The organism is Raoultibacter massiliensis (assembly GCF_900199545.1).
GTDB lineage: Bacteria > Actinomycetota > Coriobacteriia > Coriobacteriales > Eggerthellaceae > Raoultibacter > Raoultibacter massiliensis.
This window is the reverse complement of record NZ_LT962670.1, coordinates 697,398-723,955: the sequence shown is the minus strand read 5'-3', so window position 1 is coordinate 723,955 and position 26,558 is coordinate 697,398. Positions and strand designations below refer to the sequence as shown.

General features: G+C 59.3%; 26 protein-coding genes. 9 read left to right on the top strand and 17 right to left on the bottom strand.

All coding sequences use genetic code 11. The annotated features are described in order from the left end of the window. From C1719_RS02960 to C1719_RS02930, 7 genes are all read left to right on the top strand, one after another. Positions 1-972, top strand: a 972-nt coding sequence (locus tag C1719_RS02960; protein ID WP_102373722.1) for a transglutaminase-like domain-containing protein, incomplete at its 5' end; no start/stop codon positions are given. Between the two features lie 54 nt (positions 973-1,026). Continuing rightward, on the top strand, positions 1,027-2,079 hold the full coding sequence (locus C1719_RS02955) for a type II secretion system F family protein (protein ID WP_102373721.1): 1,053 nt from the start codon (positions 1,027-1,029) through the stop codon (positions 2,077-2,079). A 57-nt stretch (positions 2,080-2,136) separates the two neighbouring features. Next, complete coding sequence (locus C1719_RS02950) at positions 2,137-2,412, top strand: hypothetical protein (RefSeq protein ID WP_245874297.1); 276 nt, start codon at positions 2,137-2,139, stop codon at positions 2,410-2,412. Further along, on the top strand, positions 2,409-2,933 hold the full coding sequence (locus C1719_RS02945) for a DUF4860 domain-containing protein (protein ID WP_102373719.1): 525 nt from the start codon (positions 2,409-2,411) through the stop codon (positions 2,931-2,933). Before C1719_RS02950 ends, C1719_RS02945 begins: the two co-directional genes overlap by 4 nt. Before the next feature lie 2 nt (positions 2,934-2,935). After that, positions 2,936-3,334, top strand: a complete 399-nt coding sequence (locus C1719_RS02940) for a hypothetical protein (RefSeq protein WP_102373718.1) — start codon at positions 2,936-2,938, stop codon at positions 3,332-3,334. Then, positions 3,331-3,822 (top strand): S4A5 electrogenic sodium bicarbonate cotransporter 4, encoded by a 492-nt coding sequence (locus C1719_RS02935; protein WP_102373717.1) that lies wholly within the window; start codon positions 3,331-3,333, stop codon positions 3,820-3,822. Before C1719_RS02940 ends, C1719_RS02935 begins: the two co-directional genes overlap by 4 nt. Positions 3,823-3,839: 17 nt before the next feature. After that, complete coding sequence (locus tag C1719_RS02930; protein WP_102373716.1) at positions 3,840-4,913, top strand: type IV pilus twitching motility protein PilT; 1,074 nt, start codon at positions 3,840-3,842, stop codon at positions 4,911-4,913. 144 nt (positions 4,914-5,057) lie between these two features. Here the strand turns inward: C1719_RS02930 and C1719_RS02925 are convergent, their stop codons facing one another. Genes C1719_RS02925 through C1719_RS02910 form a run of 4 tightly spaced genes read right to left on the bottom strand, consistent with a single transcriptional unit; the run spans position 5,058 to position 9,898 of the window. Beyond that, entirely contained in the window at positions 5,058-6,140 is a 1,083-nt protein-coding gene (locus tag C1719_RS02925; protein WP_102373715.1) for a DUF2804 domain-containing protein, read from the bottom strand. A 27-nt stretch (positions 6,141-6,167) separates the two neighbouring features. After that, positions 6,168-6,956, bottom strand: a complete 789-nt coding sequence (locus C1719_RS02920) for a mechanosensitive ion channel family protein (RefSeq protein ID WP_102373714.1) — start codon at positions 6,954-6,956, stop codon at positions 6,168-6,170. A gap of 9 nt (positions 6,957-6,965) precedes the next feature. Continuing rightward, positions 6,966-7,568 (bottom strand): anaerobic ribonucleoside-triphosphate reductase activating protein, encoded by a 603-nt coding sequence (nrdG, locus tag C1719_RS02915; protein ID WP_245874294.1) that lies wholly within the window; start codon positions 7,566-7,568, stop codon positions 6,966-6,968. A gap of 8 nt (positions 7,569-7,576) precedes the next feature. Then, on the bottom strand, positions 7,577-9,898 hold the full coding sequence (locus tag C1719_RS02910) for an anaerobic ribonucleoside triphosphate reductase (protein WP_102373712.1): 2,322 nt from the start codon (positions 9,896-9,898) through the stop codon (positions 7,577-7,579). Positions 9,899-10,430: 532 nt separating this feature from the next. On the opposite strand from C1719_RS02910, the gene C1719_RS02905 reads away from it, so the two are divergent. Further along, the gene (locus tag C1719_RS02905; RefSeq protein WP_102373711.1) at positions 10,431-12,728 is read left to right on the top strand and encodes a bifunctional diguanylate cyclase/phosphodiesterase; all 2,298 of its coding nucleotides are present in this window, start codon (positions 10,431-10,433) and stop codon (positions 12,726-12,728) included. A gap of 39 nt (positions 12,729-12,767) precedes the next feature. On the opposite strand, the gene C1719_RS02900 is transcribed toward C1719_RS02905, so the two are convergent. The 3 genes from C1719_RS02900 to C1719_RS02890 are packed head-to-tail and all read right to left on the bottom strand — an operon-like array spanning position 12,768 to position 15,431. Then, entirely contained in the window at positions 12,768-13,016 is a 249-nt protein-coding gene (locus tag C1719_RS02900; RefSeq protein WP_102373710.1) for a hypothetical protein, read from the bottom strand. Between the two features lie 8 nt (positions 13,017-13,024). Then, positions 13,025-13,918 carry a homocysteine S-methyltransferase family protein gene (locus tag C1719_RS02895; protein WP_102373709.1) on the bottom strand — a complete coding sequence of 298 codons (894 nt, stop codon included), beginning with the start codon at positions 13,916-13,918 and terminating at the stop codon, positions 13,025-13,027. Positions 13,919-13,940: 22 nt separating this feature from the next. Continuing rightward, positions 13,941-15,431: an APC family permease gene (locus C1719_RS02890; protein WP_102373708.1), complete on the bottom strand. Its 1,491-nt coding sequence runs from the start codon at positions 15,429-15,431 to the stop codon at positions 13,941-13,943. A 1,018-nt stretch (positions 15,432-16,449) separates the two neighbouring features. Between C1719_RS02890 and C1719_RS02885 the strand changes: the two genes are divergently transcribed. Then, entirely contained in the window at positions 16,450-17,412 is a 963-nt protein-coding gene (locus C1719_RS02885) for a D-2-hydroxyacid dehydrogenase (protein WP_102373707.1), read from the top strand. A gap of 71 nt (positions 17,413-17,483) precedes the next feature. Here C1719_RS02885 and C1719_RS02880 read toward each other — a convergent pair whose 3' ends face one another. The 10 genes from C1719_RS02880 to C1719_RS02840 all read right to left on the bottom strand — a co-directional run bounded on the left by C1719_RS02880 (position 17,484) and on the right by C1719_RS02840 (position 26,492). Then, positions 17,484-18,296 (bottom strand): UTP--glucose-1-phosphate uridylyltransferase, encoded by an 813-nt coding sequence (locus C1719_RS02880; RefSeq protein WP_102373706.1) that lies wholly within the window; start codon positions 18,294-18,296, stop codon positions 17,484-17,486. Positions 18,297-18,444: 148 nt separating this feature from the next. Then, positions 18,445-18,633, bottom strand: coding sequence for a hypothetical protein (locus C1719_RS02875; protein WP_102373705.1), 189 nt, complete (start codon positions 18,631-18,633; stop codon positions 18,445-18,447). 15 nt (positions 18,634-18,648) lie between these two features. Then, the gene (gene ccsA, locus C1719_RS02870; protein ID WP_102373704.1) at positions 18,649-19,419 is read right to left on the bottom strand and encodes a cytochrome c biogenesis protein CcsA; all 771 of its coding nucleotides are present in this window, start codon (positions 19,417-19,419) and stop codon (positions 18,649-18,651) included. Positions 19,420-19,503: 84 nt separating this feature from the next. Beyond that, on the bottom strand, positions 19,504-20,220 hold the full coding sequence (locus C1719_RS02865; protein ID WP_102373703.1) for a heme exporter protein CcmB: 717 nt from the start codon (positions 20,218-20,220) through the stop codon (positions 19,504-19,506). Between the two features lies 1 nt (position 20,221). Then, positions 20,222-20,938 (bottom strand): ABC transporter ATP-binding protein, encoded by a 717-nt coding sequence (locus C1719_RS02860; protein ID WP_102373702.1) that lies wholly within the window; start codon positions 20,936-20,938, stop codon positions 20,222-20,224. 5 nt (positions 20,939-20,943) lie between these two features. Then, complete coding sequence (locus C1719_RS15965) at positions 20,944-21,390, bottom strand: hypothetical protein (protein WP_245874292.1); 447 nt, start codon at positions 21,388-21,390, stop codon at positions 20,944-20,946. A 43-nt stretch (positions 21,391-21,433) separates the two neighbouring features. Next, complete coding sequence (locus C1719_RS02855; RefSeq protein ID WP_425439802.1) at positions 21,434-23,062, bottom strand: heme lyase CcmF/NrfE family subunit; 1,629 nt, start codon at positions 23,060-23,062, stop codon at positions 21,434-21,436. Between the two features lie 204 nt (positions 23,063-23,266). After that, positions 23,267-23,932 carry a cytochrome c maturation protein CcmE domain-containing protein gene (locus C1719_RS02850; protein ID WP_102373986.1) on the bottom strand — a complete coding sequence of 222 codons (666 nt, stop codon included), beginning with the start codon at positions 23,930-23,932 and terminating at the stop codon, positions 23,267-23,269. Between the two features lie 294 nt (positions 23,933-24,226). Further along, on the bottom strand, positions 24,227-24,934 hold the full coding sequence (gene cgr1, locus C1719_RS02845) for a cytochrome c-type protein Cgr1 (protein ID WP_102373701.1): 708 nt from the start codon (positions 24,932-24,934) through the stop codon (positions 24,227-24,229). Positions 24,935-25,214: 280 nt separating this feature from the next. Continuing rightward, the gene (locus tag C1719_RS02840; RefSeq protein ID WP_102373700.1) at positions 25,215-26,492 is read right to left on the bottom strand and encodes an ammonia-forming cytochrome c nitrite reductase subunit c552; all 1,278 of its coding nucleotides are present in this window, start codon (positions 26,490-26,492) and stop codon (positions 25,215-25,217) included. Between the last annotated feature and the right edge of the window lie 66 nt (positions 26,493-26,558).

Sequence of the window (26,558 nt, the reverse complement as noted above, 5' to 3'; positions counted from 1 at the left end):
CCGGCGCGCCGGGCGCCTCGCGCGGCAGGGCGGACGACGCTCGCCCTCTTGCTTGCGCTATCGCTTGCACTTGCCGCCCTCCCCTCGCTTACGGCATGCGACTCCGAAGATGCCGCGACACCCGGCAGCGCCTCGAATGCAGACGGCACGACCAATGGACCCGCCTACGAGATCCCCACCATGGCGACCGCCGCTTTCGATGCTTCTGCCGCTACAGGCGAAAACGGAGCGGTCATCGACACCTCGTCGCTTGCGCAGGGATACGTCGCGGCATCCGCCGAAAGCGAAAGCCGACTCAAATTCCAGGTAATCCAAGGCGATATGAGCTACAACTACGATTTGGACGGCGACGGGGCGCCTCTTGTCTGCCCGCTCAACATGGGCGATGGCGCTTACACCTTTCGCGTCATGCAGAACACGAGCGGCAACAACTACGTCGAGCTTTACTCGACCGCAGCCGATGTAACGCTCGATTCGGAGTTCGAGCCGTTTTTGCGACCGAACGTCTTTTGCTCTTACACCGACCAGAGCGCCTGCGTCGCCAAAGCGAAAGAACTTGCCGCCGGCGCGACCAACGAGGGCGACGTCATGCGTGCGGTTTACGAGTGGATCGTGGACAACATCGCCTACGACACCGAGAAGGCCATCGCGCTCGCCGATGCCACCGGCTACGTTCCCGACCCTGATTCAACTATTGCTCAAGGCAAGGGCATTTGTTTCGATTACGCCTCTTTAGCTGCTGCAATGCTTCGCAGCCTTGGGATTCCCTGCAAAATAATCACAGGATATGTATCCCCTGATGGTATTTACCATGCATGGAATTTGGTATATCTTAATGGCAGTTGGGTGAGTGCGGAGGTAATCGTTGAGTCGAACACTTGGACTCGAATAGACCTTACGTTCGCAGCCGCAGGCGGCGCGAGCGGATATGTCGGAGATGGGACAACCTACACCGACCGCTATACGTACTGACAACGAGCGGTGCATCGCCCGAGAGCGATGGCAACAGGTGAGGAGCGTATCTACATGGCAGCATCCATGCTCGAAAGCAGTGCTCTGAGCTCTTTCTGCGAGAGCATCGCCATAATGCTCTCGGCCGGCATCCAGACCGACGAAGCGGTTCACATGCTCGGCGAGAACATGGGCGCAACAACGCTCAAACGCAGCTGCGACGAGGTGTACGCGGGGCTCATCGCCGGCAAGCCTCTCGCTCAATCCATGAAGGATGCGGGATCGTTCCCCCGCTATGCCGTCGACATGGTGGCAACCGGCGAAGCATCGGGGCGCCTCGAAAACGTGCTGCGCAGCCTGGCTGTGTACTACGACGAGGAAAACCGCCTGTTCGAACGCATCCGCTCGAACATCAGCTATCCCGCCGCGCTTCTGTGCATCATGAGCGTCATCCTCGCCTTTACGGTCGCGGTGATCCTCCCCGTTTTCATCGAGGTGTTCGAAAGCCTATCCGGAAGCATGACGGCAGGCTCCTTCTCTTCGGTGAACGTCTCTTTGCTGATCGGCTGGATAGCCCTGGCCATCGTGCTCGCCTGCACGATCGTCGCGCTTGTCGGGGCCATCGCAAGCCGCACGGCTTCGGGACACAATTTCGTAATCGGCGCCTTTCAGAAGCTGCCCCTTACCAGCCGCGCCATGTACCAGCTCGCGGTCAGCCGATTCGCTTCCGTCATGGCAACCTACACCGCCTCGGGCGTCGATGCCGACACGACGATGAAGAACGCGCTTGAAATGGTCGATCATCCCAAGCTCAAAGCGAAGCTGCAGGCGGCCTACAGCTCGATGATCGATCTCGACAATGCCAAAAGCCTCGCCCAGGCACTCGGCGACAACAACGTGCTCGAACCCGTCTACGCCCGCATGCTCAAGATAGGTACGCAATCCGGCAGCACCGACGAAGTGCTCGATAGCCTGTCTTCGACGTTCTTCGATGATGCGATCGTGCAGATCGATCGGGTAATCGATAGCATGGAGCCTGCTCTGGCAGCATTTTTAACCATTGCAGTGGGGGCAACGCTCGTCTCGGTCATGCTGCCGCTCATCGGCATCATGAGCTCGATCGGGTAGGCATCCATGTATCACGAGCAGACATCGGCAATGATCTCCCGCCGTCGCAGGCGAATGATGGCGACTGCCGTAATCGCGGTGGCGCTCGCGGCAGTCTGCTGGCTCGGATACAACGCCGCTTGTGCGAACCTGCGCGAACAGGGGGCTGCATCCATACGCAACGCCATCCTCGATTCCGCGATGCAGTGCTGCGCCATCGAGGGCTCCTACCCCGCCTCGCTTCAGCATCTGGAAGATTCGTACGGACTCGCCATCAATCATGACGAGTACATAGTCACCTACGAAGCGTTCGCCGACAACGTCGCGCCAAGCGTCGTAGTGGTGCCGCGATGACGAAACGCACTGACATCACGAAAGCCCTCTCGCAGGCCCCCTTTTCCGAAGCGAAAAGACCGCAGGCCGCAGGTTCGTCGGGTCATATGTTCACGGCTCTCTTGTTCGCCCTCTTCGTCATAGCGCTTTTGCTTGCCGTCGTTGCAGGCACGAACGTCTACCGTAACCTCAACGATATCAGGTCGGGAGCCGACGAAGCACGGCTGGGCCTTACCCTTCTTGCCAACAACGTGAGGGCCAACGATGCCGCCGACGCCATCGCGGCGGGAACGGGTCCGGAAGGCAGATCCCTCGTTCTCGTCGAGCGGCTCGACAGCGGCACCTATGAAACGCGCATCTACCGCCACGAGGGCAACATCGTTGAGGAGTACGCGCTTGCCGATGCGGCCTACACCCCCGAAAAAGCAGTTGTCATCTGCCCATCGGATGTTTTCGACTTCTCCTACGGCAACGGGCTTCTCACCATCACGACCGACCAGGGCAGCGCCGACGTTGCGCTGAGAAGCGTCTCGGAGGCCTAACCATGGGCATCTACCGGAGCGCCTCGCGCTCGACCCGCAAAGGATCATCGTGGCATGGAACCGCTTTCGTCATCGAGGCGCTTATACTGCTCGCGTTCTTCCTCGCATCGATCGCGGTTTTCATGCAGCTGTTCGGCGCGGCTAGCGTCCAAGGAATCGAAAGCAGAGAACTTTCGAGGGCCGTCGTGCTTGCCGCCAATGCCGCGGAGCGCTTCAGCGCCGATCCCGAACAGGCCGGCGGAACCACCGAAACCGAAGACGGGCTTTCGGTTTCCTGCACGGTCGAACCCGAAAGGACCGATGCCGGCACGCTGTACCGGGCAACCATCGTCGTCTTTTCCAACGGCGCCGAGCTGTACCGGCTCGAAACGGCGCGCTACGAAAGCGGGGTGCAGCGATGAACGAACGGCGCGGCTCCGTGCGCATCGGCCCCATCAGCCTGCTCACGTTGATCATCGTATTGTGCCTTGCCGTCATGGCAGTGCTTGCCGTCACGACTTCTCAGGCAACGTACGCGGTCGCCGCGCGGCAGGCTTCGTTCACTGAAGACACCTACGAAAACGAAGCATCCGCCCAGAAATTCGTGGCTGCACTCGACGGCTTTCTTGCCAGGGAGCGCTATGCGAAAAGCTCGCAAAGCGAAGCTATGGCCTCACTTGAACGCGAGCTGCCGAATCTTGCCGTGCAGGCGGTCGATGGCGACACGAAGGCAGCCGCTTCCATCGACGAAGCCACCGTCTCGGCCTCGTTCACCTCGCCGAGCGGCAGAACGCTCGACATCGAGCTCGGCATAAACGCCCGCCTCGAATACAGCATAGAGCAATGGAAGGCAACCACCCCCTCAACCAGCGAGGGTGCCCCGGAAACCCTGTGGACGGGTGCCGAATAGAAAGGCTAGGAGAAGCGATGGAACTCGAAAAACTCTTGAAAACGATGGTCGATGCCAAAGCGTCCGATATCTTCATCATCGCAGGGCTGCCGATGTCCTACGAGATCAGCGGTCGCCAGGTTCGCCTTGACGACGCGCCGTTCACGCCCGACGATACCGAGGCGTTCGTCCGCGCCATCTACGCTGTTTCCAGGCGCGACATGAGCCTGTTTGCAAACAACGGCAACCACGACGACGATTTCTCGTTCGCGATCTCAGGTGTCGGCCGTTTCCGAGCCAACATCTTCCGCCAGCGCGGTTCGTACGGTGCCGTCATCCGCGTGATTCCGTTCGGGCTGCCCGATCCCGCCGACTACCACATCCCCGAAGAGGTTTTACGTTGCGCACAGTTCCAGAAAGGGCTCGTGCTGATCACCGGTCCTGCAGGTGCAGGCAAATCGACTACGCTCGCCTGCATCATCGATCGGCTGAACCACGAGCGCACGGGCCACATCATCACGATGGAAGACCCGATCGAATACGTGCACAAGCACGGCAGCTGCATCGTCACCCAGCGCGAGGTGCCCACCGATATCGCCTCGTACGGCGAAGCGCTGCGCTCCGCTATGCGCGAATCTCCCGACGTCATTCTTCTCGGAGAGATGCGCGATTACGAAACCATCGGGACCGCCGTCACCGCTGCAGAGATGGCGCAGCTTCTGTTCTCCACGCTGCACACCACGGGCGCCGCAGGAACCGTCGATCGCATAATCGATGCCTTCCCGCCGACCCAGCAACGCCAAATCCGCATCCAGCTTTCCATGGTTCTGCGCGCAATCGTCAGCCAGCAGCTCGTGCCCACCGTCGACGGCGAGACCGTGCCGGCGTTCGAGATCATGGTAACGAACACGGCCATCCGCAATCTCATCCGTGAAGAGAAGACCCACCAAATCGACAGCGTGCTTGCCTCATGCGGCAAAGAGGGCATGAGGACCATGGACCAGAGCCTGTTCGAACTGGTGAAGCAAGGCCGCGTTGCGAAGGAAATGGCTCTGCAGTACAGCATCCACCAAGAAGCGTTGGCGACTCGGTTTACAGCCGAAGGGCTGTAGGCTCGAGGCCGCATAGGGCCTTGCAGGCGAAAGGGGGCCGAGAATGCGACAGCCTTTTTGCCCAGGCCGCTTCGCCTTTTGCCGGCACTTGCCGTATGAAGCCTCGAACCGTCAGCGCTTGCAGCCGGAAACCCCCGGCCAGCATCAGTACTTGTTGCGCACGACCTCGGCCGAACCGTGCAGGCCCGCCACAACGAACTCGGTGCCGTCATCGAGGACGACTTTGCCCGAAAGCGTGCCGAACACCTGGTGTTGATCGGTTATCACCAACGCAAGGTTTATGTAATCCTTGCGGTCGACCGATGGGGTGAACACAAGATCGAGCCGTCCCTCGTCATCGGTCATATGCCAGGGCGCCATAAGATCGAACCTGCGCTCCACGTTCTTTTCGGAGGCGCCGGTACGATCCGCGATGCCGAAATCGACGCGGCCGAGCTTGTGGGCCACGCCATCGACGAACACCATGTTCTCAGACGCCGCCGACGTATCGCCGAAGCCGTACCCGAGATTCAAACCGAACCGATGCGAGCCGACCGTGCGGTTGCCCTTGCCGTCCTGCCACCCCTGAGCCACCGCCCAGAACCACGTGTTGTCGCGCGTCCAAACCCCGCGGCCCCAATCGAGGAGGCCGAACGAATCGTCGGGTCGAAACCCATGGACGAGCAGCCCTTTCCTGAAGCTGCCCTGGGCACGCATGCCGACGATCTTCTGGTTGTAGTAAAACGCCTTCGGATCTTCGGCCCATGGCGTAGCGATGACCATCGAGTCGCGCGGCTCCTCATCAAGCACCGCATCGATGTGAAGCGGCTCGTCGCCGTCGAACCGATCGAAACGCGCCCGGAGCGTACGCGTGCCGCCTTTCGCTTCGAACCGAAGGTGGACGCGCTTGTTCTCGAATTCGGTTACGCCTTCGGACGAATGCTCGGGCAAGCCGAAGCGGCCAAGCGGCAAAGGAGTGATGACGCTCGTCGTTTTGTACCAGCATTCAACCAGATCGACAACCGAAGCCGATATGAGCCCCATGTAGCCCAAGTCGCCCACCGTGAGCGCAACGGCGTACTCGTCGTCGTTAACGAGATAATAATCCCACTCTTTGATCCGATGCTTGGGAGCCCGAACCTTGAACCGGTTGTAATTGAGGAGAAGCGCTGTGGCATACCCCGGCTCGGCAAGCGAGCCGTCGGCATTATGGAGAGGTCCTTGTGAAACGATACGGTGTTCCTGCATGGGCTTCCTCCTAGTCGTATGCCCGGCCTACGCGCTCTGCCGGGTTTCGGACGAGCGCGTTATCGGCGCGATGGCGCGAACAGCCGCGTCGTTCGCCTCCCCCGCCTTCGACGAACTCGCTACCTTAAACGTTACTTTACCCGAAAATCCCAAGCCCGTCACTTCGGTGAATATCGCCTTGGGCTTCTGCGTCACCCTCGTCACGGCTCCGGCCGCCTTGTCGCATGCCGCCTCGATGGCTGCCGCCACCGTATCGAGGTCGCTTCCGTCGGAGCATACGACGAACTTGATCGTGATAAGCGTGGTGGGCGGGAGCTTCGTCAACGCGTTCTTCCCTATGATGGAATTGGGGATGATGACCGTCTCGTTTTGAGGGTTCACGATAGTGGTATGGCGCCATGTGACGTCTTTCACCACGCCGGTTTCGCCGTTGACCTCGATGTTATCGCCTGGCTGGATGATCTTCATGAGGCTGACCTGCAAACCTCCGATGAGGTTCGAGATCGTATCCTGAAACCCGAGGGAAATGGCGATGCCGCCGACGCCAAGCGCCGCGATGGCCGCGCTCACGTTCACGTTGAAGCAGGTGGCAAGCATCACGCACACGCCGAGTATCCACACGGCGGCACGGGCTATGTTGACGAAGATCGAACTCGAAGGCAGAAGCGAATTATCCTGTTGGAGCAGCTTGCGGAGAAACTTGGTGGCAAACCATGAAACGAGCGCTGTGATCGCAAGGATCGCCGCGACCGAAAGAGCCGTGATAAACCATTCGCTGCGGACGAACGATTCAAGTTTGTCGAAATCTTGTTCCATACCCCTATGCTACCAAGATGCGGGCACTTCGGGAAAACTGTCACTCGTTTGCCACAAAACGACGCGCCCTGCCGCACGGCTGGCGGCAAGGTCGATAACCCGCTGGTTCGACGAGCCTTTCCACGTGAGGTCGTAGGAGTTGAGCTCTTGGACGAAGGGGCCGTCGACGAGAACATCGCAACATGAAAGCAGATCGGGCGCAAGGGGATCGGGTCTTCCTTCGAGCAGATCTTCGTACAGATATCCCGAATATATCCAGATGCCGTAGCCGCGCTCTTTGAGCCTGCGGGCCAAAACCAAGCATGCGGCGCACTGCTCGAACGGCTCGCCCCCCGAAAGGGTCACGCCGCCCACAAGCCCGTTCGCCTCGATCGAGGCAACGAGGGAATCGATGGATTCGACGGTGCCCGCGCACGCCGGCTGGCTTTCGGGATTATGGCACCCGGGACAAGCGTGGGTGCAGCCCTGAACGAACACCGCGAATCGCAGCCCCGGCCCGTCGACGATGGAATCGACGGCGGTTCCGTACAGGCGGATGGTGGCAGGTTCTTGAGAGGAACCCCCGTCGGGAACCATGCTCCCAACGGGGGTTTCGCTAGCTTCTATCGCCATCGAGCGGCCTAGATGTCATGCTTCACGCGATCGGATTCCTCGGCGCGTTTCGCGTCGTTGAAACGATCGAGCGTGCCCACGAGGTATCCCGTGATGCGGCGGATGCGCTCGAAGGGCACGCCGTGCTCCTCTTCGGTGCGCCCGCACTTCGGGCAGCGGTCGCCGATGATGCCGTTGTAGCCGCAGACCGGGTCGCGGTCGACCGGATGGTTGACCGAGCCGTAGCCGATTCCGCTGTTCTTCATGTGACGGATGACAGCCTCGAACGCCTCGAGGTTCTCAGTGGGATCACCGTCGAGCTCTACATACGAGATATGGCCCGCGTTGGTGAGCGCGTGGTAGGGCGCCTCGAGGGAGATTTTGTCGAACGCGTTGATCTCGCAGTACACCGGCACATGGAAGCCGTTGGTGTAGTAATCGCGATCGGTTACGCCTTCGATCACCCCGTAGCGCGCACGGTCCATACGGACAAACCGGCCCGACAAACCCTCGGCAGGCGTGGCGATAAGCGTGTAGTTCATCTGACGCTCGCGCGAGATGGCATCGAGGTACGAGCGCATATGGCCGACGATCTCGAGGCCGAGCCTCTGCGCCTCGGGCGATTCGCCATGATGCTTGCCCGTCAAAGCCTTCAGAGTTTCGGCAAGGCCGATGAACCCGACGGAAAGCGTGCCGTGCTTGAGCACCTCGCGCAGCTCGTCGGTCGATTTCAGTTTTTCGGAATCGATCCACACGCCCTGCCCCATGAGAAACGGCGCATTGTACACCTTCTTGCGCGCCTGAATCTGGAAGCGCTCGTCAAGCTGGCCGACGGCAAGCGCAAGCTTGGCATCGAGCAGATCGAAGAACAGATCGACGTCGCCCTTGGAGCGGATGGCGAGCCTCGGCAGGTTGACCGAGGTGAAACTCAGGTTTCCGCGACCCGGCGTCACCTCGCGTTCGGGATCGTGGACGTTGCCCATGACGCGCGTGCGGCAGCCCATGTAGGCGATCTCGGTTTCGGGGGTTCCCTTGTAGTACGGCGCATTGAACGGCGCATCGAGGAAGCTGAAGTTGGGGAACAGGCGCTTTGCCGAGCAGCGCATGGCAAGCTTGAACAGATCGTAGTTCGGATCGCCCGGATTGTAGTTCACGCCTTCCTTCACGCGGAAGATCTGCACGGGGAAGATGGGGGTTTCGCCCGAGCCTAGCCCTTGCTCGGTTGCGAGAAGCATGTTCTTGATGACCATGCGACCTTCGGCAGAGGTGTCCATGCCGTAGTTCACAGAAGAGAACGGCGTTTGCGCGCCGGCACGCGAATGCATGGTGTTGAGGTTGTGGATGAGAGCCTCCATGGCCTGGAACGTCGTACGATCGGCATCGGCGAGCGCGTTCTTCTCGGCATACGCCATGGACTTCTCGGCCACAGCCTCGGAAACGCCTGCGGCGGCGAGCTCCGTGCGCACGGCGGCGGCGAACGTGGCATCCATGACAAGCGAGGCGAACGTCTTGGTTTCGCCCTCGACACGACCGAGCATTTCCTCGGTGTACGCCTTCACGTCCCCCACTTCGGTCAGAAGATCGAGCGCTTCGGCAAGGTGCTTCTTGTAGAGGCGGCGATAGGTCTTGCGAACGCCTTCGGCCAGGCCGTAATCGAAATCGCAGATGGATTGGCCGCCATGCTGGTCGTTCTGGTTCGATTGGATGGCGATGCAGGCGAGCGCCGCATAGCTGGCGATGTCGTTAGGCTCGCGCAGCACGCCGTGGCCCGTGGAGAACCCGCCCTTGAAGAGCTTCTTGAGCTCGATCTGGCAGCAGGTTGTGGTAAGCGTGTAGAAGTCCATATCGTGGATATGGATATCGCCCTCGCGATGAGCGCGCGCGAACTTCGGGTCGATGACGCACATCTCGTAGAACTGCTTGGCCGACTCGCTGCCGTACTTGAGCATGGTGCCCATGGCGGTATCGGCGTCGATGTTGGCGTTCTCGCGCTTCATATCCGAATCGGAGGCCTTCGAGAAGGTGATGTCTTTGAGGGTTTTGATGAGACGGCTGTTCACGTCGCGCACGCGATTGCGCTCGGCGCGGTAGAGGATGTAGGACTTCGCCGTTTGCACGAAACCCGCTTCGATGAGCGACTCTTCCACGAGATCCTGCACGCCCTCGACGGTGGGAGAACCTTCGATGGCGCCGCTCTCGATCTTGTCAACAACCTTCGCAGCGATCTCTTCGGCCACCGCACGATCCTGCATGGCCCCGCACGCTTCGAACGCCCTCTCGATCGCCTCGGCGATTTTCTCGGGCTTGAACTCTGCGGTGCGGCCGTCGCGTTTGATGATTGTTGTAACCATGTCGCTCCCTTATCTGATAGCAATGTACGTATTGATGCGCAAAAAATAACCGCGCTGCACGCAAAGCACAGCGCAGCCACCGAGCAGTGGCGTGCCACCAGGCCGATCCGGATGCGCCTTCGGCCTTGTCAAGTAGTTTTCCACGAGCTTTCCAGTTTTCCGAGAGATTTCCACAAACTATGAGCGTTTTTTCCACAATATATTGTGTTCTTCATCCCCTCGGACGTGGATATATGGTAGCTTGGCGAATGCGTTTAGGCAAGAGGAAAATGGTTACGAATCGGATTGTTTAAGAATATCTTACCGAATTTTTCGGCTTGTGTTTTTATCGTCGAAATGCGATGCCGCTGGAAAATGGCATACTTTTAGTATCATAAGCGGGAAAACGGCAACGGAGGCGGTGCAGCCAAACACCGGCGCTCCTTAAAAATTTCATCGCGAACCCGTTTTCGCATATATTCGCTTTGTTCTGATACAATCGCAATCACCCGATATACGCACATGCGAAACCCATTCGGAGGTTCGGCAGAATATGCCCGCACGCAAAGCGCCCGACACGGCCCTACCGCGCAACAGCGCCACAACGACCCTCTTCGCCTTCGCCGTCGGCCTCCTGGTTATCGCAGTCGTCCTCTTCGGATGCATCGGCGTCATCTCCCAAGAGCTCAAATCGTCGCTCGGTCTTTTCATGCAGGAAATAGCCGAGGTCGAAAGCGCAAGCGTCAACGCCGTGATCGAAGACAAGCTCAGCGTGCTCCATGGGGCGTCGGCCTTCGTCGTCGCCGAAAACATCGAAGACTCCGATTCCCTCATAGAGCATTTTCGGGAAATGGTCGACTCGGGCGCGTTCATGCGCGTGGGACTCGTGAACTCCGAGGGCGACGGCATCGGCTACGACAGCCGAATCGGCGTGCTTCCCGAGAACAACTACGCCGACCGCGCATACGTTCAAGCGGCACTTGACGGTAAGAACTACGTGTCGGAACCCCTTGAAGATTCGTGGGAGGGCGAACCGGGGATCGTGTTCGCCGTACCCGTGTACGATGTGAAGCATCGGGGCGGAGATCCCATCGGCGTGCTCGTGGGCACGCTTTCGGTGGCAGCGTTTTCGGATACGATCGACGCAAGCCTCTTCGAAGGCCACGGGCACATCGACATAATCAACTCGGAAGGAACTATCCTGTTCCGCTCGACTGGCGAAAACGCCTACGGCGGCACGGATGCGATCGGGCAGGACGACATACAGGCCCGATCCTTCGAGCAGATGAAGGAGGATCTCGCCGGCGGCTGGAAGGGATCGACCACGGTCACAGGCGACGACGGGTCGTCGCGCTTCATCGTTTACCAGCCAATCGGCATCAACGATTGGTTCATCGACGTCGTTTTGCCAAGCGATTACCTTGAAGCCAAGAACCGCACCGTCCTGCTCGCCTCGATCGTCATGGCCGTCTTCATCGCATGCACGGCGATCGTCCTGATGGCCGTCGTCTTCAGAACCAAAAACCGCAGCGAGAAAGCGCTTGCCCACGCCGCACTCGAAGACGACCTCACCGGCATCGACAACGCGCTCGCCTTCGATTCCAAGTTCAACGCTCGCTCCGACCTCTTTGACGGCAAGCACTCCCTCGTGCTGTTCAACTTGGTCGGCTTTTCTCTCTACAACACGATCTTCGGGTACGAGAAGGGCTCTTCGCTCATCAAATCCGTCGCCGAGATCCTTACGCGCAGCCTCGGTAGGGCCGAGCTTTTGGCGCGCCTGACGGGCGATCGCTTTCTCATGCTCATCCGTACCGAAACGCCCGACGAAACCCAAAGCCGCCTGCTTTCGCTTCTCGACAGCATCGATTCGGCAATCGGATCGGACGAAACGCACTACCAGATCGTCTCCCAATGCTGCGCATACCGGCTCTCCACCGCAGATGAGGAAAAGGACGTCAACCTGATCGCACAGGATATGGCCATCCCCTTCCGCCAGACGAAAAGCCATGCCGGCAAAAGGATCATCTTCTACGACGAGCAGAACGTCGCCTGCGCCATGCGAGCGCGCCACATCGAGGGCATCATGTCGACCGCCCTGCTCAAAGAGGAATTCGTCGCCTACTTCCAGCCCCAGTACGACATCCGGGGCGACAGGCCGGTGCTCTGCGGAGCGGAGGCCCTCGTGCGCTGGAACTCGCCTGTGCTCGGCCTGGTCAGGCCCGACGAGTTCATTCCCATCTTCGAGAAGAACGGGTTCGTCGACCGAGTGGATCGCTACATGCTCGAACGAGCCTGCATCAGGCTGCGGCAATGGATGGACGCGGGGTTGCGCTGCGTGCCCGTTTCGGTCAACCTCTCGAGGCAGAACCTGTTCAGCGCAGACCTGATCGGCAGGATAGAGAAGATCGTCGACACCTACGGCATCCCCCACAGCTTCATCAAGCTCGAACTGACCGAAAGCATCGTGGCCGAAAGTACGGTACAGCTGGTCGAGACGGCCAGCAAACTCAGGCAGCGCGGCTTCAAGGTTGCCATGGACGATTTCGGAACGGGGTATTCGGCGCTTTCGATACTTAAAGACGTGCCCTTCGATACGATCAAGCTCGATCGCGCCTTTTTCGGGGAATCGATCGATTCGGAACGGGGCCGCACCACGCTCACCGGGGTCATCCGACTGCTCGACGCCCTCGGGTTCGAAACCGTCGCCGAAGGCATAGAATCGGAAAGCGAAGCCGTGCAGCTCAAAGCATGGGGCTGCCATGTAATCCAAGGATTCGTCTTCGACCGACCCGTACCTGCCGACGAGTTCACCAAAAAACATCTCGAACCGGCTCAGGACGATCTCGCGTAGACCGCTCGAACAGACCGGGTGGCAAAAACCCGTTCGAGCCTATTCGACCGTGCCGTACACGAAACCCCAGCCGTGCCCTGCGATCGACGAGTTGATCTGATCGCACAAACGCTGGCGGTTGTACGTACCGGGCGGCAGAAGCTGCACCACCTCAAGCAGATCGGCGGGCAGATCGTACGCTTCGGCCATCAGCACCGCATCAAGGCGCCGCACGAACTCTTCGCTGGCGAACAGATCGTCGACGAGCTTCTGCATGACGCCGTAATCGGGGCTCTTCTCAATCGCCATGGAGATCCCTACGCCTGGGCGACGACATCGAAGCCCGCACTGGCAGCGACGAGCGCACCGGTATAGGAGGGCGTGGCGGCGCCGGTTGCGCGCAAGAACTGAACGCCTGCGCCACGGAGCTTCGTTGCCGCTTCGATCATGACATCGGGGCAGTAGTAAGGGTTCTCCTTCGTTGCGACGCCCTGTTTGGGATCATGCTTCCGCACGGCAAGTTGCACGAGCAGCGGTCCGTCCCAGATGGCGCGGACGCGTTTGGCAAGCTCGACCGTCTCATCGAGGGGGGCCGCCGTTGCAAACCCGACGACGCTCGCGCCATATTCGGCCATGAGCGAAACCGCTTCCTCGATCGGCTGATCGCGCCGTGAGATCGTTCCGTCCGCCTCGACGTCGATCGAGGCGAACACCGGACCGTCGTAGACCATGCGCACGCCCATGAGGGCGCACTGCACGTCGGGCAGGCTCACCATGCCGTTCAGGAACAGCGCATCGTACTCGCTTGCGCCGAATGCCCGCGCGGCATCGGCGTACTGATCGCGATTCTGCTTCAACGACGTTGCGCTCGATGCGTCGATCGGCAGATACGTCGGGCCGATCTCGGCGATGATATGCTGGGGGCGCAGCGAGCGCAGCACCGTCAGCGATGCCTCGGCCAGCTCGAGCGGGCGGTCCTCCATATTCACATGGGCGAGCCGCGCCGCGGTTATTCCCGCAGTATTCGTTACGAGGCATTGAGCTCCCGCCACCGATTCCAAACGATACGCCTCCCGAACCGCTTCGGGTTCGATCAGGCTCAAAAACTCGCGGTCGTGCTCGATATCGACGCCCTGCCGAGAGAGCACCTCGTCCACCGGTGCAGACAATACGAGCATATCCCTGTTGAACCGCATTTCGATATCGGGCATTCGACACTCCTTCGGGTTCGCCTCAGCTGTCGGTCGGTTTGTGCTTGAACCTATCATACACAACGCCCGCCGCGCAGATGGCAAAGCTTGCCGCAAGGCAGCTCCAGAACGCCGGATTCTGCATAGAACCTATACATATGAAAAGGGATCCGATCGTTGCGAACACGGGGGCCACAACGCCCTTGAAACGGCTGCGAATCTCGCCCGACCGCCATAAAAGGAATACCCGCACGTACAAGACGATGTAGAGTATGTAGCTCGATGCGATGGTGATTTCCGAGACGTCGGAGTTGGGAAGCAGGCCGGCGGTCTGCGTAACCACATGGAGCATTACCCAGAACGCCGAAACCGCAAGCGCCAGAACGCCCGATGCGATCGGCATGCCGAAGCGGCGGCTCAGACGGCCGACGTAACGCGAGAACGGTATGTCGCCCGAGAGGGCGAGCGCATAGGGCATACGGACGAACGAAAGCGTGAGTCCGTTGACCGTACCCATGACGGCAACGACCACGCCAACGGCGACAACGCGGGCGAACTGCGGGCCGAAGAGCTGTTCGGCAAGGTAGAACACGTGGCCGTCGCCCATGGCGACAACGGTATCGGGGCCGAGAAACGAAGATACCCCGACGAAATATCCGACGTAGATGGCCAAAATGATAATGGGCGCGACCACAAGCGCGATCGGAAGGGTTTTCTTCGCATTTTTGAGTTCTGGCGCGATAGCCGCCGAAACGATCCAGCCGTCGTAAGAAAACGCGACCGGCCCGATTGCGGCGATCCACGCGAGAGAAGCCCCCGCCGCCGCGGAGCCATGCTGCGAGAGCCCCGCGAGAGGATCGCCGAACACCAGACCGAAAAATGCGATGAGCAGCAGCGGTATGAGCTTGACGACGGTGGTCACGTTCTGGAAGGCCCCCGCGAACCGCGGTGCCAGCATGTTCCAGATGAAGCACAGGATCATGAACGCCCCGCCGATCAGCATTTGCAGGCCGATGCCCGCATCGATGTCGAACAGAATGCAGGTGTAGATGCCGACCGCCCAGGAAACCACGACGACGATCGAGGGGAGGTAACCGAAGATCGTGAACCAGCCGACCGCGACCCCGAACCGCTTGCCGACGAACGTTTCGGCATAGGCGATCAGGCCCCCGGGACCCTCGGTGCGGGCGGCGAGCTCGCTGAACGAGATGCCCCCGAACACGATGGCGAAAGCCGCCAGGCAGAACACGGCTACGCCCAGAGCGATGCTGCCCCCGGTTGCGGCGAGCACGTTATCGCTTTTGAAGAAGATGCCCGAGCCGATGCAGATTCCGATGATCATCGCCAGAGCCGTGAAGAAGCCGTACTTCTTCTGAGCGGGCGGCTGGGGTGATTCAACCGGACGTGCAGCGTCGGGCGGTTGGGCGGCTGCAGGCGCCTGGGCGGTCGCCGATAGCCGCGCCGCCTCGTTTTCGCCTTGCGGGGGCAAGGAGGCGCGACCTGCTTCGGGCGTATGTCTTTTCGAATAATTCATGGGTGACACTATACGCGTATCACGCGCGCAATTAGTCAACGCGAGCGCAACGATTTAAGGGGTGAGCGGTAACAGATATCGACATACCCCAGATGAGGGAGCCGTTAACCGCAATTTAGCCGCCAATCCACAAGACATTCACGGCTGATGCATATGTTCTTCAATGCTAACTTTTATACTGTACCCAGCAAACGGAAAGCTCCCCTCTTTCCGGTTTGCACTGCTTTTACCCCTCATTAAAGCAGTAGCGGTGCTAGGCACCGTATCATCCCCTCCTTGTGGGCCCGGGTGGAGTTCCCCTCTCCCCCGGGCCGATCCTTTTTTCAAGGCAAATCAAAGTGCGACGGCAACCTAAGACCGCCGAACGCTTCGACGGCAACGGCGGGCCCGCCAAAGGGTCCATCGGCGACAGGACCAATTGATAAGCCCGGCAGCGGAAGAACGCGCCGTTGCAAAACCAGCGGGAACCGCTCGTCGCCGCCAACCGACCGATCGGGAGCGCCAACGAGGGGCTTCACGGTTCCTTCACAGGCAAAACCAGAGCATCAACGAAACTTCTGAATGGTGTTTTCCCAGTTTAAATAGCATTTTTATGGCCTTTGTTACCGTCCTGATATCCAATTCACAATTCGCACACTCGTCGCACATACCGTCTGCAAGATGGGATTTTATACTGGCATCACGCAAACAAAGAAGGTTCATCCCCCCTTCAGTTTGCACTGCTTTTACCCCTCATAAAGCAGTAGCGGTGCTAGGCACCGTATCATCCCCTCCTTGTGGGCCCGGGTGGAGCTCCCCTCTCCCCCGGGTCGATCCTTTTTCTAGGCGCATTTGGTTTCACCCCTCGCCCTGCAAGCCGATCGGACCGCCGCGTTTCGCGCTCGGCATACGGCATCCGAGACGAACGCACCTCCGATGCTGCAGCAGAGCATGTCTCCATAGCGGTAGGCGTAGTCTGCAAGTGCTACAATTTCGGCAGAGAATCACAGTCGCATGCAGCCAACCGAAAAGGACCGGTATGAACATCGTCGTTTTAGATGCCTACGTCAACAACCCCGGTGATCTCAGCTGGAAACAGCTCGAAGCCTTCGGATCGGTCACCCTGTACGACCGCACCGCACCCGACGAAGTCGCCTTTCGCGTAGCGGATGCGAACATAGCCGTTTCGAACAAAATCACCTGGGACGAAGCCGCGCTTGACGCCGCTCCCAACCTTGAACTGATCGCCCTCACCTCAACGGGCTTCAACGTGGTCGATCTCGATGCCGCGCAAAGGCGCGGGGTCACGGTGTGCAACGTACCCGCCTATTCCACGCCGGATGTGGCCCAGATGACGTTCGCGCTGCTGCTCGAGCTCTGCCTCCATGTAGGCGCCCACTCGCGCGGGGTCATGAACGGAGAATGGGTGCGCAGCATCGATTTTTCCTACTGGGACTACCCGCTTGTCGAAATAGCGGGCAAAACGCTCGGAATCGTGGGCATGGGAAGCATCGGGCAGGCGGTTGCCCGCGTGGCGAACGCCTTTGGGATGGACGTGCTGTTCAACAGCCGTTCGGCAAAGCCCGCCTGCGAAAACGAGCATTGCCGGCAAGTCGGGTTCGACGAGCTGCTTGCCAGAGCAGATATCGTCACGCTTCACGCACCTGCAACCCCCGAAACCAACGGCCTCATCGATGCCGCAGCGATTGCGAAGATGAAAGACGGCGCGATGCTGCTCAACACGGCCCGCGGAACGCTCGTAGACGAACGGGCCGTCGCTGACGCTCTGATTGCAGGAAAGCTCAGCGGATTCGGGGCCGACGTCGTTGCAGTGGAGCCCATGACCCAAAACAGCCCCCTGCTCGATGCGAAGGATAAGAACATCGTCATCACGCCGCATATCGCCTGGGCGACCCACGAAGCCCGCACGCGGCTGCTCGACACGGTGTTCGCCAATATCCGCGCGTTTATCGAAGGACACCCGCAAAACGTCGTGAGCTAAGCAAAAACGGAGGCCGATGCGAAACGCCGCATCGGCCCCTGGAGTAAAAATGAACGCGCAGACGCAACGCCCTACCCGTGCGCCCTTTTGAACAGGATGTTGTTCGTCTCGAGCCAGCTTTCCACCGTTCCGGTATCGAAACCATCGGCCGGATCGATAACGAGTGCGTACATCTCCTCTTCTTGCAGCACCGCATCGAGCGCGTCGGTCAACTGGATCTCGCCGCCCACGCCGGGCTCGACATCAGCCAGAAGCTCCATGACGCGCGGGCTCAAAAGGTACCGCCCGAACACCGCAAGGTTCGACGGCGCATCTTCGAGCGCTGGCTTCTCGACAAGCGAATCGACCTTCCACACGCCCGCGGCAACCTCGGAACCCGCAATAACGCCGAACCTGCTGACCTGGTCGTCGGGCACGGGCACGACGGCGATCACGCTCGCCCCCGCATGCTCGTCCGATATCTCCTTCATGCGCGGAAGCATTGCGTTATCGGGTACGAGGACATCGCCCAGGAGCACGTAGAACGCTTCGTCTCCGGTCTTTTCCGCCGCGCAGCGGATAGCATGGCCCAAGCCGAGAGGTTCGTCCTGATACACGTAGCTCACATTGAGGTTTCCCGCATGCGCAACCGCATCGGCGAAGGCATCCTTGCCCTTGGCGCGCAGCGCGGCTTCGAGTTCAGGGGCGGGCGTGAAGTGATCCTCGATCGCCCGCTTCTCGCGGCTGTTGATGATAACGACTTCGTCGGCCGATGATGCCAAGCCTTCTTCGACGACGTATTGGATAGCCGGTCGATCGACGACCAGCAGCATTTCCTTCGGCTGCGCCTTGGTTGCGGGCAGAAAGCGCGTGCCCATGCCTGCGGCGGGAATGAGAGCCTTCATGTTCCTCCTCGATCTCAAGCGTCCTGTCGAATGTCGACGGGCCCTATGCCGCCGTGCGACGGACGCCCCTGCGAAATAAAGAAATCGACCGATGCCGAGCCATACGGCAGGGTGCATCGGTCGATTGTATCACTACTTGCTGCAGCGATTATTTGGTTGCGTTCTTCTCCGCTAAAGCCTCTTCGAGGACCGCGATCTGCGCCTCTGCCTTCTTCGTACCGCGCATGATCATGAACGCGTACACGAATAAAACAACGAGAAGCAGCGCATACGCCGCAATGATGTACGGTGCCGACGGAATAACGGTGCTATAGATTTCAACGAGAATTTCGTTCACTGGTTTTCCCTTTCCCTAATCTTCGAGCTGCTCTTTGATGGCTTCGACGCGCTGCGTGAGCCTCACCTGGCGAAAGCGCATGCGGTACAAGGCGAAGCCGAGCAATACCATACCGAGCATCACGACACCGACCGTCATGCCCATATCGCCCGTCATGCCGCCTTCGCGCAAAACCACCGGGTGGATGCTCGACGGGATAACGCGCGTCACCATGTAGCAGATCGGCACATCGACAAGCGCGATGATGGCGATGACCGAAGCGTAGGTCGCCCGGCGCTCGGGATCGTCGATGGCGTTGCGCAGGATGAAGTACGCGATCACGATGATCATGAGGATGAGGTAGGTGGTCAGGCGCGGATCCCATGTCCACCAAAGCCCCCACTCGAAGCGGGTCCACATCTCGCCCGTGATCATGGTGCAGACGACGAACAGAAGCGCTATCTCCATGCAGATCGACGTGCAGGTATCGAAGCGCTGTTCTTTGGTCATGAGGAAGCGGACGCCATAGTATCCGGCAAACGCCAAAGCCACGAACGAAACGAGCGCGACCGGCATATGGAAGTAGAATATCTTCTGCGAAAGCAGCTGGACGTTGGTCACCATCTGATCGCCAACCAGCACAGGCTCGCTGACCGCCGCGCCGTTCACCGGCGAAGCGTACAGAAACGCCATCAGGAACCCGATAACGAGAAGCAGCCCGCCCACACCGAGTGCGATCGGTGCGACCCGATCGGGCCATTGGCCAGACTCGGGCAGTTTGACAGCCCTTTTAGCTTTTTCGGCCATAACACTCCTTTTCTCCTTTACGCGGCAGGCAAGCCGCGTCTTACTTCCACCCCGTAGACAAGCGGATTTCCCGCCATTGTACCCCTAAACGCTGATGACGAAATCGTAGAGAACCCAGCTCAGCAAAACCATGATCACATCGTAGCCGCCCGCCAGCGCAAGCGACATCGTGAACGTGTCCATGTACGTTTCCCCGCCGACGATGACCGCGGTCGTTGCCGAAACGCAGGCGTAGAGCAGCGGAAAGATGAGCGGGATGAACAGCACGGCGAGCATCACGTCTTTCCCGCGCGTGTTGATGGTGATCGTAGAGAGCAACGTGCCGATGCCCGCAACGCCGATCGTCCCCACGAAAAGGGGCACGATTATGAGCCAGAAACTGTCCGAGGGCGTTGTGGAGGTGAGAAAGAAAAAGTAGAACAACGGCACCGTGATGATCTCGACGACCAGCAGGAACAAAAGATTCGACGTGGCCTTAGCCAGAAAGACCACCGAGCGGTCAAGCGGCACAAGCAGGATTCCCTCAAGGCACCCTTGCTCTTTTTCCGCCGTGAACGAACGGTTCAAACCCAGAAGCGACGTGAACACGATGAGCGCCCACAGCAGACCGCCGCTCATTTGCAGGATATCGAAGACCTGAGCCGTCTGCGCAAGCGCAGCTCCGTAAACCACGAGCACCAGCAATGCGTAGATACCCATGGAGGTGAGCATCTCCTTGGTGCGGAACTCCTGCTTGAGATCCTTCATCAGCAGGGTCTTGTATTGAGAGAACGTCGAAGGACGCGTAACGGAAACGCCCATGTCAAGCCACCCCCATGCCGACGGTCGCGCGATATATCCGAGAGAACTCCTCGAAATCGAGGTTCTCCTTCTCGTCGAACGCGACGATGCGGCCCTTCGCCAAAACGAGTGCGTGGGTGCACATGGAAAACCCTTTCTGCAAATCATGGCTCACCATGACGAAAGTGCGACCTTCGCGCACCTGCTCGATCAGGCCGTCGAATATTTCGACTGCATGCGGATCGAGACCCGAATACGGTTCGTCGAGGAACACGACGTCTGGATCGTGGATGAGGGCGCGCGCGATGGAAAGCCGCTGGGTCATACCGCGCGAGAAGGTTCTCACCGTATCGAGGCGCCGATGCTTGAGCTCGACGGCATCGAGCAGTTCGAGCACGCGCTCCTTGGGGTTTTCCACCCCGTAGAGGTTCGCTGCGAACAGCAGGTTCTCCTCGGCGGTCAGATCCATGTAGAGCATGGAGTTATGGGATATGAGCCCGATATGGTCGCGCACCTTATCGGGCTCCTCCTTGATATCGATTCCCATGAGCGTCGCACTGCCCGACGTCGCACGGGACAGCGTGGAGAGCACGCGAAGAAGCGTAGTCTTGCCCGCCCCGTTCGGCCCGAAGATCGAGAGGAACGCGCCCTGCGGAAGGTCGAAGGTCACATTATCGACCGCCCGACGGTTCCCGAAGACCTTCGAGAGCTTCGAGGTTGTTATGGCAGCGTCGCCCACGGTGCCTACGCCTCTTTTCCAGAGGGTTCGGCATCCGCATCTGAGGCGTCTTCGGTTACGACGACCTCTTCGGATACGACGGTTACCGAGCCATCGGCCCCTTGCGTTACTTCGACCGATTCCAAAACGGCGACCACGCCTCCCGAGGATCCGTTCCCGTCACCGGGATCGATCTCGCCGGGCTTGCCCTTCTTGACGGGCTTGCGCTTGCCGATAAGCGCGATGAGGATGCCGACCATCATGAGGCCGAAACCGACCCACACAAGCGAGATGCACGGGTTCACGCGCACGTCGAGCGCGAAATCGCCGTCGGTGTTCACGCCGCGGTACACGACGAAAAGATCCTCGGTCGGAAACCCGATGACGCTCGCGAGCAGCTTCTGCTGCTGAGTGGTCGAAACAAGCTGGACCGACGGGGCCACATGGCCCACGAACTCCTCGCCCTTGTACACATCGAACTCGAGCGTATAAAGGATATCGGTACCGTTCTCGAGCTCATCGATGGAGTTGCCGGTGTATTTGAGCGTGAAATCCTGGATGACGAACTCGTCGTTGGTGCCGCCGGTTTCGGGATCGTACTCCAGGTACTCGACCNCCGTTCACGAACATCAACGATCCGATGAGGCCCGCGAGGATGATGGCCATCGATATATGGGCGACGAACCCGCCATAGGTGGCCGCATGGTCTTTGAACATGCCGAACAGCGAGGCGAACACGTTCTTGCCGTGCTTTTTCTTGTAAGCCCGCAGACCGCGACCCAACATGAAGAGCGAATTGAAGAACAGAAGGCTCGCCACGATAAAGCCGACAACGGCCATCCCGTTGTAGTACCACGACGGGCCGTAATCGGTCACGCTCGCCGCGGTGCTTCCACCCGCCGCCACCATGGCATCGTAGCTCGGAAGCAGGTACATGAGGAAGTACGCCATGAGAATGACGAACAGCACGAGCGCGCAGATACCGGGAACGCGGGCGCGCTTCCAGAACTGCTTGCCCTCGGTCTTGCCCCACGAGAGCAGCGGGCAGACGGCGAGGATCATGCAGTAGATGATGCCGAGAGGACGGGCGATCGTGTTGTAGGTGCCCGCCGAAAGCGCCTGGCCGCCGAACGGCAGCCACGAAGGCAGCGCCGAGGAGATAGTCAGGTACGCGAGCAGGAACGCGAACACGACCATGATGACGTTGTTGAAGTAGTATGCGGCGTCTTTGGACATCATGTTCTCGATGGAATCCTCGCCGCCCTTCGAGGGGCCGAAGCTTTTCCAGCGGATAACGAGCCCGATGATGCCGGCCACCACCGACAAGACGATGAGAGCCAGGAACAGCACGAGCGAGACGCTATCGCCCTCGAACGCATGAACCGACTGCACGAGGCCCGAGCGGGTGATGAACGTGCCCACGATGACGAATGCGAACGTGATGCAGGCGCACATCACGCTCCAGCGCTTGAACGCGCCGCGCTGGCGGTACACCGTGAAGCTGTGGATGAGGGCGACGCCGACGAGCCATGAGAGCAAGCTCGCGTTCTCGACCGGATCCCAGCCCCAGTAGCCGCCCCAACCGAGCACGACATAGGCCCACACGGCTCCGAGGCCGATGCCGATGCCGAGGAACAGCCACGAGAAGATGGCGTAACGGGAGCTGCGCTCGACCCACGCCTTCGAGGGATCGTTCACGATGAGCGCCGCGATGGCGTACGCGAACGGGATCGTGAGACCCGCGTAGCCGATAAACAGCGTAGGCGGATGAATAGCCATGGCCCAGTGCTCGAGAAGCGCGTTCATGCCCCAGATCTGAGCGCCGTTGGTAAGCGCGCCTGTGGAGTCGAAGTACATCGCAGGCATAGCCGTAAAGGGCATGTTCGACTCGGAGAACAGCAGCACGCCCGCAAAGGCCGCCAGCACGATCTGGGAGACGAGCAGCGCCATGTTGTCGAGCTTATCCATCTTCTTCATAGAGCGAATAGCCACAACGGCGTTGAACACCGAGATCAGCCATGCCCAGAACAGAAGCGAACCTTGGCGGCCGCCCCACAGGCCGGAAAGCTTGTAAAGCCACCCGAGCGTGCCCGAGGCGTCGCTGTGGTTCTGAACGACGTATTGGATGGAGGTATCGCCCGTCATGAAACAGAACACGAGCAGAGCACAGCAGAACGTGAGCGCCACCGCGGAAAGGATAGAGGCGATGTATCCTCCCCAAGTAAGCGTCTCGACGAACCCGCTCGTGCGCTTGCGGCCCATCAGATGCCCGACGAGCAGGCACACAATGGATACTGCTACGCCAGCAAAGGCGATAAGCAGGCCGATCAAACCGTATGTCGACATGTATTATCCTTCCAGCGCAACGTCGGTCGCGCTAAACTTCGAATCGGAATTGAGCGAGCCGGTCAGCACGAGGGATGACCCATCCGCGATCTCGTCGGACAGGGCCCCGTCGAACAGGACCGCCATCTCGGTGCCGTCGGATGCGTCGACAAGGATGAAGCGATCGCCCTGGCCTGCGGCCTTGAGGCTTCCCGCCTTCACCGTACCGGCAACTTTGACCGGCTTGTCGTACACGCTCTCGCCATAGTCGAGCAGGCTCGCAACGCTCAAAGCATCGGATGCGTTTTCGTACTTCGACGGGCACTTCGTCACCAGTTCGGTTGCTTGCAGTACGCCGTTTTCATCGATCTTGCCGGTGCATATAGCCGTCACGTCGTTTCCGAACGTTGCCGCCACGCCGCCCTCGAAGCTCACAGGCAGTTGGACGGACGAATCGCCTTCCGGATCGTAAATAGCAAACGTCAACATGTTCCCGGTCGTCTCGAAGGAATTCTCCACCACATTGCCGGAAACCTGCACACGTTCGTTAGCATGACTGCCATCGGCAGCCTGCGCTACGGAAATCGACTTCGCCGCCGTCGAACCGCCCACAAGGGCCAGTACGACGATCAACACGATGACGATTACACCGGTTACTACAACCATACGCTTTTTCGTTTTCGCGTTCACGTTCGCCTCCTCGAATAACCTCGTCAATTGTCTAACACCTTTTTACTCTGGGAAGCGCGACGCGCGAGGAAAACAGAGTATTTACCGAATGATTCTGCGAGTTTGCCCTTTCGAGCGTATTGCACAGAACGTCTTAGTATTCCATCGAGCTTCCCAGCTCTTGAAAAGAGCCCGTCAAGGCATCGCGAGATGCGCTTGGCGGGCTCCCTCTTGCATATGCAATTGTCTTCGCCGTTTGCCTTTCGGCTCACAGCCCGTCGCCCGAAAACCGAGCGGCGGCTAAATTCTCGTAAACTACGCTACGCCCTCAAGCTTGTTGGCCTGAGCAGTCGTCAGCCAGCCGTCCGGAATCTCGGCATCGCTGTGGCACTGCGAGCAGTAGTTCACCGATGCACGATGTGCCTTGTGGCATTCGGTGCAGGCGATCTCGCCGTGCTGAGCAACGTGCGGGTTACGCTCCATGTCAGCCGTAGCCGCAATCAGATCCTGACGAGTCAGGTTGTGGCAGCCCTCGTTGAGGCAGAACTCGTCGGCCTCAAGACCGCGAGCCTCGACCAGATCTTCATCAGTGCGCTCGTAGAGCGGATACTGATAGTTACCCGAGATCCAGTTCATGCCCTCGGAGATCTGCTCGCCGAGCGTCGGAACGTGGCAACCGAGGCAATCGGTGCCTGCTCCGCCTTCGTCCTTCGAGATCTTGTGAGCAACCGCCATCATGGCGTTGGTGTTAGACACCTCGTTGCCGTACTTATCGACACCGGCGGTACCCGGCTCCTGCTCGAAGCCTTCGACGTACGGGTCCATCGGAGTATGGCAAATGGCGCTGCAGAAGCTAGGCTGTTCGTGCCAAACCCAGAAGCCGGCACCAGCTGCTATGAGAACTACCACAACAACGCCAACAACGATAGGCCACTTCTTCTTTTTCTTCTTCGGAGCGGCCTCCGGAGTCGCTACGGTTTCTTCTTCAGTGGCGGCTTCCACTTTGGATTCTTCTTCGCTCATCTCTTCTTTACCCCCTTTCTACATTTTCTCTCGCTTACATTGTCGTGCCCCTCGCGGCATTGCAGCAAAACGCACCGCAATACGAAACAAAAGCACTTTACCACAGGAATGGTATCCGACAAGACCTTAAAAACCTATCACCCATTTAGGGGGAATTAGCCCGAAACGCCCCACTTTTTCGAGTGAAACGGCAAAAATATCCAATCTTGGCGGGGTAATTGCGCGGGAGGGAGGCCCGTTGGACCTCCCTCCCATTAGGAGAGACTCAAAGATGCATGGTTTACAGCATGGCCAGCGCTTCGTCGACGGCAGCCTCGGCCTTATCGAGCGTTTCGAAGGTCAGGTCGGGATTGTGGGCTCCCTCGCTATTTTCAACCATCACGAAATCCCAATAAAATTGCGCCGTCCGATGGAGCTTCTGGAGCTCTGCCAGCTGATCGTCGGAAAGCGTACCGGCGTTTTTCTGCTCGGCGATCTTGTTGATCATGTCCTCGATCTTCTCGCTGATAGCCGTTACACGCTCTTCCTCCTCGGCCTGCCAATCGGCAACCTGCTTCTTCAGGTCGGCATGGCAGTTCTTGCAGTCGCCGTTCAACAGCTCCTCGTTCTCGAGCGGACTCGTCCAGCTGTGCGATACGAACTCGGTGCCGTCATCGGAAGTGGTAGTGCCCATATGGCAATCGGAGCAGCTGTAGCCGTTCTTCGCCATCTGAGTCTGCTTGCCGCCGTAGATCGTCTCGAACTCGGGATGCTGCACCTTGATCATCGCAGCACCCGTGTCCGGATGTTCCCAATCCTTGAAGCCCAGCTCGTCGTAATACGCGAGGATGGCATCGGGAGTCATCGCATCGGTGCCCGTATACGGATTGGTAGTCGCCTTGGTCTCGGGGTTGAAGTAGTACTCGTTGTGGCACTGCCCGCAAACCTGAGCCTCCATGGGAACGTTCTTGGCATCGTCGCCTATGGCCCTCACGAAGAACTGGTTGCCCACGGTAAGCGATTGGGGATCGTTCGCATGACAGTTGGCGCAGCTGATCGGTTCGGTGAACTCGTTGATGAGATCGTTGAACTTCTCGGTGTACACCTGCTCGCCTTCGGTGTTCACCATATTGGTGAACTGCGGGGTCTTGCAGCTAATGCAGTTGGCGAGCTGCTCCTTCTCGATGGTTCTCGGCGAGTTCTTCACGCTCTCGAGCGAATACAGGTGGCTCGAAGCCTCGTCATAGCCCAAGGCGAAGGCGTACCCTTTGTACATCGTGTTGAGCGCAGGGTACAGCTCGAGGTAGTTGTGCTTGCCGGAATCGGGCGAGTTCGCTTCGTTTTCCATGTACGTTGCGTACTCGTTGGGATAGATGCCTTTCCACATCTCGGCGGTTACGACCCCGAACTCGTCTGGCGTGGGGGTCTCAACCTGTTTCGGCTCCTCTTTCTGCTCGTCGGTGCCCTTGTTCTGATCGGCCGAGTTGTCTGCCTGCGGAGCACAGGCTACCAGGCCCATGAACAACGCGATAGCGCACATCGAGCTCAACCAGAGGGCGAGTTTGTTGCGTTTTCTCATATATCCTCTCCTTTCGTCGTCTCCCATCACGAAATATACACACATTCGGCAGGGGATACGGCGGCG

Coding starts and splice junctions, on each gene's coding strand:
- C1719_RS02905 (WP_102373711.1), top strand. CDS start 10,431: ATGCCCGCACGCAAAGCGCCCGACACGGCCCTACCGCGCAACAGCGCC.
- ccsA (WP_102373704.1), bottom strand. CDS start 19,419: ATGGCCGAAAAAGCTAAAAGGGCTGTCAAACTGCCCGAGTCTGGCCAA.
- cgr1 (WP_102373701.1), bottom strand. CDS start 24,934: ATGAGCGAAGAAGAATCCAAAGTGGAAGCCGCCACTGAAGAAGAAACC.
- C1719_RS02910 (WP_102373712.1), bottom strand. CDS start 9,898: ATGGTTACAACAATCATCAAACGCGACGGCCGCACCGCAGAGTTCAAG.
- C1719_RS02900 (WP_102373710.1), bottom strand. CDS start 13,016: ATGGCGATTGAGAAGAGCCCCGATTACGGCGTCATGCAGAAGCTCGTC.
- C1719_RS02955 (WP_102373721.1), top strand. CDS start 1,027: ATGGCAGCATCCATGCTCGAAAGCAGTGCTCTGAGCTCTTTCTGCGAG.
- nrdG (WP_245874294.1), bottom strand. CDS start 7,568: ATGGCGATAGAAGCTAGCGAAACCCCCGTTGGGAGCATGGTTCCCGAC.
- C1719_RS02930 (WP_102373716.1), top strand. CDS start 3,840: ATGGAACTCGAAAAACTCTTGAAAACGATGGTCGATGCCAAAGCGTCC.
- C1719_RS02865 (WP_102373703.1), bottom strand. CDS start 20,220: ATGGGCGTTTCCGTTACGCGTCCTTCGACGTTCTCTCAATACAAGACC.
- C1719_RS02920 (WP_102373714.1), bottom strand. CDS start 6,956: ATGGAACAAGATTTCGACAAACTTGAATCGTTCGTCCGCAGCGAATGG.
- C1719_RS02935 (WP_102373717.1), top strand. CDS start 3,331: ATGAACGAACGGCGCGGCTCCGTGCGCATCGGCCCCATCAGCCTGCTC.
- C1719_RS02950 (WP_245874297.1), top strand. CDS start 2,137: ATGGCGACTGCCGTAATCGCGGTGGCGCTCGCGGCAGTCTGCTGGCTC.
- C1719_RS02925 (WP_102373715.1), bottom strand. CDS start 6,140: ATGCAGGAACACCGTATCGTTTCACAAGGACCTCTCCATAATGCCGAC.
- C1719_RS02840 (WP_102373700.1), bottom strand. CDS start 26,492: ATGAGAAAACGCAACAAACTCGCCCTCTGGTTGAGCTCGATGTGCGCT.
- C1719_RS02895 (WP_102373709.1), bottom strand. CDS start 13,918: ATGCCCGATATCGAAATGCGGTTCAACAGGGATATGCTCGTATTGTCT.
- C1719_RS02940 (WP_102373718.1), top strand. CDS start 2,936: ATGGGCATCTACCGGAGCGCCTCGCGCTCGACCCGCAAAGGATCATCG.
- C1719_RS02890 (WP_102373708.1), bottom strand. CDS start 15,431: ATGAATTATTCGAAAAGACATACGCCCGAAGCAGGTCGCGCCTCCTTG.
- C1719_RS02945 (WP_102373719.1), top strand. CDS start 2,409: ATGACGAAACGCACTGACATCACGAAAGCCCTCTCGCAGGCCCCCTTT.
- C1719_RS02880 (WP_102373706.1), bottom strand. CDS start 18,296: ATGAAGGCTCTCATTCCCGCCGCAGGCATGGGCACGCGCTTTCTGCCC.
- C1719_RS02885 (WP_102373707.1), top strand. CDS start 16,450: ATGAACATCGTCGTTTTAGATGCCTACGTCAACAACCCCGGTGATCTC.